Below are 9,703 nucleotides of genomic sequence, written 5' to 3' on the forward strand. Positions count from 1 at the left end.
CCTCAGAGGGCGATCGTCTTGATCTCCGTGACGAATGACGTCCACGCTACGGCCGTGAAGACGAGCGCCGGGCCGTGCGGGTTCTTGCTGTCGCGGACGGGGACGCAGACGGGGCAGGAGTCGTTCACTTCGAGGCACTCGCCGCTGTCGCCGCCGCTGTACGTGGACTTGCGCCAGGCCGCCGTCACGTAAGCGTCGCTGACCTCCAGGCACTGGCCGCTTTCGCCCCCGCTGTAGCTGGACTTGCGCCACATCGGCACGACCGAGGCGTCGGGGATGCTCACGTGCTGCTCACTGCTGCGCATGCTCGTATTCCTTCGCGACGGAGCTGATCAGGGCCAGGGATGCGCTGTGCGAGAGCGCGTCCCCCAGAGCGTGATCGTATGCCGTCTGACAATCGCGTACTACGGACGGGACTTCCAGCACTTTGCCGGTCATCAGGCCTTCCACATACGCCACGGGCGGTAGGTCCTCGAACCACATCAGCGAGACGACACCCTCCACCAGCGCGTGCAGGCCGACCGAGAAGGGGAGCACATGAACGCGGATGCGGTGACTCTCGCCCAACTCCACAATGTGCCGAAGCTGTTCGCACATCACCGCTGGGCCACCCACCGGGCGCCTTAGTACGGCCTCGTCGAGCAGCGACCACACCACCGGTGAGTGGAAGTCGTCGAGGATGCGCGCGCGTTCGAGCCGGGTGACGAGGAGCTTGTCTCGCTCCTCTGCGGTTCTGGGCGGGAAACCGGAGCCGAGCACCTCGCGTGCGTACGCCTCCGTCTGCAGAACGCCCGGCACCAGCTTCGGGCCGTACACCCTGATCACCCTCGCCTGCCGCTCCAACCGCAACGCCTCCGCGAAGTGCTGGGCGACCCTGCCCTCGCCCAACGTCGGCAGGAACTCCACAAAGAACCCGCCTGTACCCAGCACCTGATCCAGCCGCCGCGCGTCCTCCACATCCGGTCTGCGTCGCCCCGCCTCGATGTGGGCGATGTGCGAGCGCGACATGATGGCGCGCACGCTCAGGTCCTCCTGGGTGAGCCCGGCCTTCTCGCGTCGCCGCTTGAGCTCCTTGCCGTACTTCTCGCGTGACTGCGGGTTGTCCTCGATGGCCATCGCCAACTCCCCTGGGTGCAGACGCCGTTGTCACAAGCAAACCCCTACCGAGCGTAACTCCCACCGCCCCACTGTGTGATCGGAACAGCACGCAAAGTGAGAGGCGGGACCGGGTATGGACGAGGTTGAAGGCGACGAGGGCGGCGCGTACATCACACTGAGGGTCTCGCGGGACAGCGGCCGGACCTGGGGACCACGGACGACGTACCAGCCCGGGCGTGAGGTCCCGCCGATCGAGTCGGCCGGCCGTTTCCCGCCGTGCGAGTGCCCGAGGTGCGCTCACGTGAAGTGACCGTGCGTGTACGGAAGTTGATGTACGGTGAGCGCGACAGCTCGCCGCATATGCCCGTGTCGTACAGGAAGTCTGGACGTCGTACGGGAAATGAGGCGGCCCTCGTCGCCGGTTCGCAGCCAGCGTCGAGGGCCTTCATCACCAGTGGAAGAGAGCCACCGGAAAATGCTCCGTCATGCTATCGCGCCTGCCCGTTTCTTCACGCAGGTACCGAACGACATCATCCGCCATCCCCGCCTGTCCTCCGACGCCGTACGGCTGCTGACCTGGCAGTTGTCGCTGCCGGAAGGCGCCGACGAGGCGTTGTCGCGAACTGCGGCGCGCGCCGGGATCGGGAAGTGCGCCTTCCTGCGCGCCAAGGGGGAGCTGAAGGCCGAGGGGTACCTGCACGAGTGGCGCGAGCAGGGAGTGCGGGGGCTGTGGTCGACCGTGCAGCTCGTCTCGAATGTGCCGCTCACGGGAGAGGAAGCGGCGGCGGTACGGGCCCCGGCATCGGTACGGGCCCCGGCATCGGCGGCGGTACGGGCCCCGGCATCGGCGGCGGGATGTGCCCCGGCACCCGCTGCGGGACGTGCCCCTGCACCTGCGGGAGTAAGTGCCCCGGAACCGGCGGGAGCACGGGTCCAGGCACCGTCGGGAGTGCGGGCCCCGGGACCCGCGGTCGTGCGAGACCCGGCTCCGGCGGGCGGCTTTCCGGCTGCCGGCACGCCGACCGGTCGGGCCGTCGGCGGTCATCCAGAACCCCCCGTTCCGGAGAACACCTCCCACCATCCGGCGCTCACGGCCAAGGCCACCGCCGAGCAGCAGGCTGCCGCCCGCCAACTCGTCGGGGCCCTGGGCGATTTGGACGCCCGGCTGCGCGTGCCCCGCGCCATACTGCCGGAACTCGCCGCGCTGGCCGCGGAGTGGCTGGCGTGTGGGCACGCCGTGTCGGACGTACGGGAGCAGGTCCGCCGCAGCCTGCCCGGGCGGGACCAGTCCATCCACCGGCCGGGCGGGCTGGTGCGCTACGCGCTGCGCGAGATCCCGCCCATGGCCGCCCCCTCCGTCGCCGCTCCGCCACCGACGCCCAGGGTCGCGCAGATGCGGGAGTGCGAGGGACGCCACCTACAGGCGCTCCTCTTCCTCCCCGTGGCGGACGAGCGGCTGTGTCGCGCCTGCCGTTGCGCCGGGGCGGCGGATCCGGGGAACTCCTCGTCGTCCGTGGCGGCGGCCGTACGAGGCGCGGCAGCCGTCCGGGCCGCGCTCCGCGGGTGAGGGCCGCCAGGGGCGGTTCCGGGCGAGGTGAGACTCAGCCCTGCGTCACGTCCGGGCGCACCGGCGGCACTCCCCGTGGCTCCAACGTGCCGTCGACCAGTTCGGTGAGGAATGGGACGGCGCCGCCCGCGTAGTGCCACCAGCCGCTGTTGCGGGAGGCGACGGTGACCGGCCACTTGTCGGGAGTCGTACCGGTCGTGGTCCACAGGACATGTCGCCCTCGTTCGACTCGGCCCGGGGAAGCAGGCCACCGGGGGCGGGGTGCGGGCGCAGGCCGATGGACATGTCCGAGGATCGGCGGGCGGGGCGGGGGATTCCTCCGGATGGATGGCTTTTCATTCGAAATGTTCTCCTGCTCGCATCCCGTCGCGAGCCTGCTATATAACCGGCCCCATTCCGCCGAGTACTCGTCGGCCATGCCCATTTCCCCCTCGCCCGAAGGGTCATTTCGTGCTGCCCTCATCCCGTATGCGCAAGTTCTCCGCTGTTGCCGTGGCCGCGGCAACGGTCGGCGTGATGGTCATGGTGTCCGGTTGCGGTCACCCAGGCGGCGGTCAGGACGATCGCGGGGAGGCTGCGTCCGGCTCCGAGACCGTGAAGGCGGACGAGGCCGCCTCGTCCGCCACGCCGAGCCGCTCGGCCAGTGCGTCCGCGTCCCCGTCCGCCTCGGCCTCCGCCTCTGGCTCCAAGTCCCCGAAGCCTTCCAGCAGTACATCCGCCTCGTCGGCTGGTGCCCCCCGTGCCACGACAGGTAGCGGCGCTACGGGTACGGGCACGGGCCCGACCAGCGCGGCAGTCGCCGCCGCCCCGAACTTCCCCGTGCCCGCGTCCCCCGGTGACGCCACGCAGCTCATCACCGTCAAGTCGAACGGTTCGTACGCGACCGTGACCGCCTGGGCCAAGGGCTCCTCCGGTTGGAAGGCGGTCCTCTCCGACGGTGCCGGGCGGGTCGGCTCCAACGGCGTCGTCGACGGGGCCACGAGGAAGCAGGGCACGTACACCACGCCCTCCGGGACCTACACGCTCACCGAGGGGTTCGGGGTCGAGGCGGGCGGGACGAGCATGCCGTACACGCGGGTCAACTCGAGCCACTGGTGGGTGGAGGACCCGGAGTCGAAGTACTACAACTCGATGCACACAGCGCAGGGCGCCGACTTCCCGCTCACCGAGAGCGGCGACCGGGGCAGCGAGCACCTCATCAACTACCCGACCCAGTACGCCAAGGCGCTCGTCATCAACTTCAACCGCTGGCCGGCCACGCCCGGTCGTGGCGCCGGGATCTTCCTGCACGTCAACGGGCGGGGCGCGACGGCCGGTTGTGTCTCTGTGCAGCGCGCGACGATGGACCGGATCATGGCCTGGATCAAGCCCGGTGCGCATCCGCGTATCGCCATCGGCTGACGGCCGAAGAGAATCCAGCGGCGCGCTGGTGGCCGTGTTTCTCGACGTGATGGCGATGAGCGCGCGCTACGTGTTCGACGAACCGGGGGTCGGTCCGATGATGCCCTTGTTCGAGTCCACCCCGACCGCCGGGATCTTCCTGCTCCGAGCCGCCCGCATCGCCCGCTGGGAACGCCGCCTGACCCGCACCCGACGCATGAGCGTGGCGAATGGTTGTACGAAATCAGAAACCCCACTCCATGACCTTTGTCACTGGGGCAACACGTGATGTTCGCCGCCCTCGTCCCGCTGGGCCTTGTGGACCGGGACGTGACGGCGCCCCGGACGTATGGGACGAGGGGGGCGGGAGCCGTGGACGAGCGGATACCGGTCGAGCTGCGGATGCGCGGGTGCGCGGCGGGGTTCGTGCGGCAGGTGACGGCGCGGAACCGGCTGCCGCTGGACTACTCCGTGAACAGTCTGCGGGTCGTCGACTTCATCGTCGACGGGCTGCGGAAGGGGCACTCCGAGCGCGCCGACGTGCGGCCCGCGCTGTTCGGGCTCGGCGCCTACACCGGCGAGGTGCTCGTGCGGCGTGCCGGGGCACAGTGGGTCGAATTCGATGCCGAGCAGCGGGAGCTGTTCGGCCAGCCCGTCGGCGTACGGATGCCCGACGGCCGCGTGTGGAATCCCCTCGGCAAGGTCGTGAAACGTTTCGAGGCGGGCGAGCGGGAGTCCGTACGCATGCTGTATCTGCAACTGCACGGCCGGGCGCACCGGTCCCCGGTCACCTGCGACCGGCGGTCCGCCTGAGCCGGAAGAGGTGTCCGTGCCGGACGAGGCGCCTGAGGGACTGTGACATTTCTGTGGGGCCCGACGCTGATGACCATGGGGGTGCCGACACGACCGGCTGTGTCGGGCAGCGCATATTCGGATGAACTCGGTACGAACGAGGGCAGTGTTGGGCCACGGAGGGGAACCCCGCCGCGTGCGGGCGTACGACGGGGAGCTGGGCGTGGCCGTCGTGCGGGCGCAGGAGGGGGACGAGGCCGCCTTCGCGGTCGCGTACCGCATCGTGCAGCCCGCACTGCTCGGATATCTGCGCGGGATCGTCGGCGACGAGGCGGAGGACGTGGCGTCCGACGCCTGGCTGGAGATCGCGCGGGATCTGGGCCGGTTCCGGGGAGACGGCGCAGGGTTTCGCGGCTGGACCGCGACCATCGCCCGGCACCGGGCGCTGGACCATCTGCGGCGACAGAAGGTACGGCCCCGGGGGACCACGATCGAGCAGGACGTCCTGGAGCTGCCGGGCACGCACAGCACTCACGAGGAGGCCCTGGAGACCCTCTCCACGGAGCACGCCCTCGAGCTGGTCAAGCGGCTGCCGCGGGACCAGGCCGAGGCGGTGCTGCTGCGCGTCGTGGTCGGCCTCGACGGACCGGCGGCGGCACGGGTGCTGGGCAAGCGCCCGGGCGCGGTGCGCACCGCGGCTCACCGGGGCCTGAAGCGGCTCGCGCGGCAGCTCGGCGCCGAAGGTGTGACGGATGGTGTGACGGATGAGGGTCCCCGAACGCTGGGGGAGTCGAGATGAACGGCAAGAAGTCGTCGAGCGGCAGGACGTCGTCGAGAAGCGAGAAGTCGAACGGCGCGACGTCGCGAGAAGCAAGAAGTCGAGCAGCGGGAAGTCGTCGGGCAGGAATGGAACCGGACATGGGTGAACGACACAGCGACGGCGGGGCCTGCGACCGTCGCGTCGCGCGCCCGGCGGGTCCTGTGAGCCCCGAGACCGTGCCGGAGGCGACCGTCCTCGATGTGACCGCGCTGGAAGTGCTCCTCGCCGCCGCCGTACGCGGCCGTGCGGACGACCCCGACGCGGAGGCGCAGGCCGTCGCCGCCTTCCGTGCCGCGCGGGACGGCGGCGCGCACGCCGCGCGTACCCGGCGGCAAGACGACTGGCGGCCGCGCGAGCAGCGGCGCGTGAGCCGCTCACTGAAGGCCACGTTCGCCGTGCTGCTGGCCAGCGTGACGCTGGGCGGGGTCGCCGTCGCGGCCATCGGTACGTCGTCGGACGACGACCACGACGACCGGGGCAGGCGTGGTACCCAGACGTCGAGCAGCACGCCGGACCGGTCCGCTCCCGACGCCACGGGGCCCGAGTTTTCCCCCTCCGCCGCTCCGGGCTCCTCCGCCCCCGGCGCCTCCGCGCAGGCCGACCCTTCCGGTCATCCGTCGCAGGCGCAGGACACCGAGGCCCACTGCCGTGCGTACGAATCCGTCAAGGGCCGGGGCAACGCGCTGAACTCGACGGCCTGGCAGCGGCTCATCACCGCCGCGGGCGGCGAGGAGAACGTCGCGGCCTACTGCGCCGAGCAGTTGGGCGAGGCCACCGAGCCGACGAACACGAAGAAGGCGGACAGCACGCCCAGCCAGGCCGTCACGGCCGGCGCCACAGAGACGGCGACATCGACACCGAAGCCGGCGAAGTCCAAGGACAAGTAGGACACAGACCCGGAGATCCGGGGACCGTGCAGCAGCGCGTCATAGAGCCCGACCGCCGGGAGCACTGCGGGGAGATCGTCGTCTTTGGCGGCCTCCTCGGCAGCCGCCGCCGGTATGGACAACCCGGTCGGGTCGAGGTCGCCGAAGTATCGGATCTCTGCGCTTTTGCCGCGTCGGAGCATCTTGGGAGGAGAGGGGTTGGCGACGGTTCGTGGCGAGTTGTGGAGGGGACCTCACGTCTCGTAGACCGTGGAGCGGTGTCCGACGTGAACGACCCATACGACCAGTTCGCCGTTGTCGAGGGTGTAGATGACGCGGTAGTCGCCGACTCGGAGGCGACGGCGATCGGGTTGGGATACGAGCGCCGTGGTGCTGAATCCGAGCGGGTCGCTCTCCAGTTCCGTCAGCTTGGCCAGGATGCGCAGCGCCATGTCGCGGGGGACTTTCCGAAGTTCGGCTTGCGCCTCGGGCCGGAAGACGGTGCGGTACTCACTCACTGCGCGCCAGGGTTTCCTTCATGATGTCCTCGATGGGGACGCCGGCCGAGCGGTTCGCCATCCGCTCGTCGATGATGCGGTTGATCTCGCGCTCTTCCCACTGCTGGTACTTGCGCAGGACATCGATCGAGACGACGGCGGCGACTTCTTTTCCTCGTCGCGTGATCACGGTGGGCTGGTCATCGCGATCGGCTCGCTCGACGACTTCGGCAAGGTGCGCGCGGACGTCACGGATGGACTCTATGGGCATCTGCGTCATGCGCTCAAAGGTACCGGATGTTCCATGTGTACACAACGGCGATTGGGTGCTCGCCCCCAAGGGCCCGCAAGCCGGTGTCCGGGACGCCTCAGCCCATCGGGCTGGCTAGGATCACCTGAGGCGTCTGGCCGGTTCGTCGCGCGTTGGTCACCGATTCCGCGCAACGTCCCAGGTCGGAGCGCTAAAACCGAGGCAACGACCGGGGCCGCCACCCCCCACAGGAGAGGCCCCGGCCGTCGCGCGGCACGGACCGCGCGGCGGCCCGTACTCTTTACAGCGCCGCGACTGCGTTTTGTGTCACACCTCGCTCCGTCACGATGTAGTTGCGTGTTGTACGAACATGGACGGGGAGCGGTTTCACGCCGTAACGTGCCATTCGCGCCGGAGTCCCGGCGCCGGTTCAGGCGCAGAGAGAGGCGCGCAGCGGGTGCTGGGGGACGACGCGGAGCTGACCGCCGCGGTGCTTGCGGCACAGGACGGGGACGAGACCGCGTTCCGGACTGTGTACCGCGCGGTGCACCCACGGCTTCTCGGGTACGTACGGACACTGGTCGGTGAACCGGACGCGGAGGACGTCACGTCCGAGGCCTGGCTGCAGATCGCCCGGGACCTGGAGCGGTTCAGCGGGGACGCCGACCGGTTCCGCGGCTGGGCGGCCCGGATCGCCCGCAACCGCGCCCTCGACCACATACGGATGCGCGGGCGCCGCCCCGCGATCGGCGGCGACGAGACCGAACTGGACGGCAAGGCCGCCGAGTCGGACACCGCGGGCGAGGCCATCGAGGCGCTGGCCACCGACAGCACCCTCTCGCTCATCGCACAGCTTCCGCAGGATCAGGCGGAGGCCGTCGTGCTGCGTGTCGTCGTAGGCCTCGACGCCAAGACGGCCGCCGAGACCCTCGGCAAACGACCCGGCGCCGTCCGCACGGCGGCGCATCGCGGTCTGAAGCGGCTCGCGGAGCTGCTCGGCGAGGATCCGGAATCCGCCGACGCGCTCGGCGCCGTTCCCCCGCAAAGAGGATCGCGCACACGCGCGGTGACGTCCGCGGGTGTGACGCATATGCGTTCGCGGACGCAGAAGGACATGTGATGGCCGACGAGCGCTCTGTCTTCCCGGGAGGCGACCCCCGGACCCCCGGCCGGTGGCTGGACCGCGATGCCGCGGAGCGTCTGCTGCGCGGAGAGCCGCTGGAAGCCGTCGACGCCGACACCCGCGCCCAGGCGGAGCGGCTCGCCGAGGCGCTCGGCGCGCTGGCCGCACCCCCGCTGAGCAGCGCCGAACTCCCTGGCGAGGCTGCCGCGTTGGCCGCGTTCCGCAAGGCGCGCACGGAGATGGGCGGCGAGGCCGCACCGCTCGGCCGCCGTGGCCTCACCCACTCGGCCGCGCATGCCTCCGACGCCGGTCTGGTACGTCTCGGGCGTCCCGCCACTGGCGGTCGCCGGGCCCGTTGGGCGCGCCCCACACGATTCGGGATCGCCGCGGCGCTGGCCGCCGGGATGATCGGCGGGGTCGCCGTCGCGGCCGGAACCGGAGTGCTGCCGACTCCGTTCAGTAACGAAAGGCCGGGCCCGGCCGCCTCGGTCACGGCGGTGCGGACCCCGGACCGGCCGCTCGCCTCGCCGTCGCCCGGCGTTTCGGGCAGCGGCTCCCAGGTGCCGATCCCCGACGGCACCACGGGCGACCCGTCCGACCAGGGCTCCTCCGACGAGCAGGCGGCCGGCGGTGCCGCGAGCGGGCAGCCGGGCTCGGACAGCACGGGCAACTCCGGCCGGACCCGCGAGTGGTGGAGCCGTACGCGCTCGTCCTGCCGCGATGTCCTCGACGGCAAGGATCTGGACGCGGGCCGCAGGCGGGTCCTGGAGGGCGTCGCGGGCGGCAGCGGCCGGGTGAGGACGTACTGCACCGGCCTCCTGGACCGGCTGGGCGACAGCTCCGGCGGGGACCAGAACGGCGACGGCAAGGGCGACGGCGACAACAAGGGCTCGGACAAGGGCGGCCAGGGAGATCAGGGCGGTGACGACGACGGCCACCACATACTTCCGGGCGGCAGCGGCGGCATCCTCACCCCGGCACCCTTGGCCCCGGTCCTGAGCCCGCTCCTGCCGAGGAAGACGCTGTCGTCGCCGGCACCGGAGCCGGCGTACAGCGCGTTGTCCTGAGGCCCGGCCTCCACCTACCGCGCTGACCTGCGGTTTCGTATTTCTTAGAACTTTCTTCGGCTCGGGTGTGACGTTTTCAGCCGTCGTGGCGCAGTAATGGGTGAGCCGACTGGTCATCGGCCGTCGCACGGAGCCCGGGTTCCCCCCGTACCCAAGGCTCTGTGCACTCGGCGCGGGGGGGGGCCCACCCCCCCCCCGCCCCCCCCCCCCCCCCCCCCCCCCCGCCCCGCGGGCGCCCGAAAA

13 protein-coding genes are annotated in these 9,703 nt (G+C 70.9%); 8 read left to right on the top strand and 5 right to left on the bottom strand.

Annotated features, from left to right (window positions below; translation table 11 throughout):
• Positions 1–2: 2 nt before the first annotated feature.
• A complete protein-coding gene (locus AB0D27_RS06445; protein WP_362502839.1) occupies positions 3–305 on the bottom strand; it encodes a DUF397 domain-containing protein in 303 nt (100 codons plus the stop codon).
• Positions 292–1,116, bottom strand: coding sequence for a helix-turn-helix transcriptional regulator (locus tag AB0D27_RS06450; RefSeq protein ID WP_362502842.1), 825 nt, complete (start codon positions 1,114–1,116; stop codon positions 292–294). The genes AB0D27_RS06445 and AB0D27_RS06450 overlap by 14 nt, the downstream gene beginning before the upstream one ends.
• Positions 1,117–1,573: 457 nt before the next feature.
• Here AB0D27_RS06450 and AB0D27_RS06455 point away from each other — a divergent pair, with 457 nt between their 5' ends.
• Positions 1,574–2,665 carry a hypothetical protein gene (locus AB0D27_RS06455; protein WP_362502845.1) on the top strand — a complete coding sequence of 364 codons (1,092 nt, stop codon included), beginning with the start codon at positions 1,574–1,576 and terminating at the stop codon, positions 2,663–2,665.
• Between the two features lie 554 nt (positions 2,666–3,219).
• On the opposite strand, the gene AB0D27_RS06460 is transcribed toward AB0D27_RS06455, so the two are convergent.
• The gene (locus tag AB0D27_RS06460) at positions 3,220–3,411 is read right to left on the bottom strand and encodes a hypothetical protein (protein WP_362502848.1); all 192 of its coding nucleotides are present in this window, start codon (positions 3,409–3,411) and stop codon (positions 3,220–3,222) included.
• A gap of 73 nt (positions 3,412–3,484) precedes the next feature.
• Here AB0D27_RS06460 and AB0D27_RS06465 point away from each other — a divergent pair, with 73 nt between their 5' ends.
• From AB0D27_RS06465 to AB0D27_RS06485, 5 genes are all read left to right on the top strand, one after another.
• Positions 3,485–4,066, top strand: coding sequence for a L,D-transpeptidase family protein (locus tag AB0D27_RS06465; protein WP_362502851.1), 582 nt, complete (start codon positions 3,485–3,487; stop codon positions 4,064–4,066).
• Entirely contained in the window at positions 4,038–4,334 is a 297-nt protein-coding gene (locus AB0D27_RS06470) for a hypothetical protein (protein ID WP_362502854.1), read from the top strand. Before AB0D27_RS06465 ends, AB0D27_RS06470 begins: the two co-directional genes overlap by 29 nt.
• Positions 4,335–4,447: 113 nt before the next feature.
• Positions 4,448–4,858, top strand: coding sequence for a hypothetical protein (locus AB0D27_RS06475; protein ID WP_362502910.1), 411 nt, complete (start codon positions 4,448–4,450; stop codon positions 4,856–4,858).
• 148 nt (positions 4,859–5,006) lie between these two features.
• Positions 5,007–5,636, top strand: coding sequence for an RNA polymerase sigma factor (locus tag AB0D27_RS06480; RefSeq protein ID WP_362502857.1), 630 nt, complete (start codon positions 5,007–5,009; stop codon positions 5,634–5,636).
• A 119-nt stretch (positions 5,637–5,755) separates the two neighbouring features.
• Positions 5,756–6,544, top strand: a complete 789-nt coding sequence (locus AB0D27_RS06485) for a hypothetical protein (RefSeq protein ID WP_362502860.1) — start codon at positions 5,756–5,758, stop codon at positions 6,542–6,544.
• A 233-nt stretch (positions 6,545–6,777) separates the two neighbouring features.
• Here AB0D27_RS06485 and AB0D27_RS06490 read toward each other — a convergent pair whose 3' ends face one another.
• Positions 6,778–7,041 carry a type II toxin-antitoxin system RelE/ParE family toxin gene (locus tag AB0D27_RS06490; protein WP_362502863.1) on the bottom strand — a complete coding sequence of 88 codons (264 nt, stop codon included), beginning with the start codon at positions 7,039–7,041 and terminating at the stop codon, positions 6,778–6,780.
• Positions 7,034–7,300 (bottom strand): type II toxin-antitoxin system Phd/YefM family antitoxin, encoded by a 267-nt coding sequence (locus AB0D27_RS06495; RefSeq protein ID WP_168529859.1) that lies wholly within the window; start codon positions 7,298–7,300, stop codon positions 7,034–7,036. Before AB0D27_RS06495 ends, AB0D27_RS06490 begins: the two co-directional genes overlap by 8 nt.
• Before the next feature lie 427 nt (positions 7,301–7,727).
• On the opposite strand from AB0D27_RS06495, the gene AB0D27_RS06500 reads away from it, so the two are divergent.
• On the top strand, positions 7,728–8,390 hold the full coding sequence (locus AB0D27_RS06500) for an RNA polymerase sigma factor (protein ID WP_362502866.1): 663 nt from the start codon (positions 7,728–7,730) through the stop codon (positions 8,388–8,390).
• The gene (locus AB0D27_RS06505) at positions 8,390–9,460 is read left to right on the top strand and encodes a hypothetical protein (protein ID WP_362502869.1); all 1,071 of its coding nucleotides are present in this window, start codon (positions 8,390–8,392) and stop codon (positions 9,458–9,460) included. Before AB0D27_RS06500 ends, AB0D27_RS06505 begins: the two co-directional genes overlap by 1 nt.
• Positions 9,461–9,703: the final 243 nt, after the last annotated feature.

Source organism: Streptomyces sp. NPDC048415 (assembly GCF_040651675.1).
Lineage (GTDB): Bacteria > Actinomycetota > Actinomycetes > Streptomycetales > Streptomycetaceae > Streptomyces.

Bases quoted from the DNA above. Each gene is read 5' to 3' on its own strand.
- AB0D27_RS06445 (WP_362502839.1), bottom strand. From the start codon at position 305: ATGCGCAGCAGTGAGCAGCACGTGAGCATCCCCGACGCCTCGGTCGTG.
- AB0D27_RS06450 (WP_362502842.1), bottom strand. From the start codon at position 1,116: ATGGCCATCGAGGACAACCCGCAGTCACGCGAGAAGTACGGCAAGGAG.
- AB0D27_RS06455 (WP_362502845.1), top strand. From the start codon at position 1,574: ATGCTCCGTCATGCTATCGCGCCTGCCCGTTTCTTCACGCAGGTACCG.
- AB0D27_RS06475 (WP_362502910.1), top strand. From the start codon at position 4,448: ATGCGCGGGTGCGCGGCGGGGTTCGTGCGGCAGGTGACGGCGCGGAAC.
- AB0D27_RS06485 (WP_362502860.1), top strand. From the start codon at position 5,756: ATGGGTGAACGACACAGCGACGGCGGGGCCTGCGACCGTCGCGTCGCG.
- AB0D27_RS06495 (WP_168529859.1), bottom strand. From the start codon at position 7,300: ATGACGCAGATGCCCATAGAGTCCATCCGTGACGTCCGCGCGCACCTT.
- AB0D27_RS06505 (WP_362502869.1), top strand. From the start codon at position 8,390: ATGGCCGACGAGCGCTCTGTCTTCCCGGGAGGCGACCCCCGGACCCCC.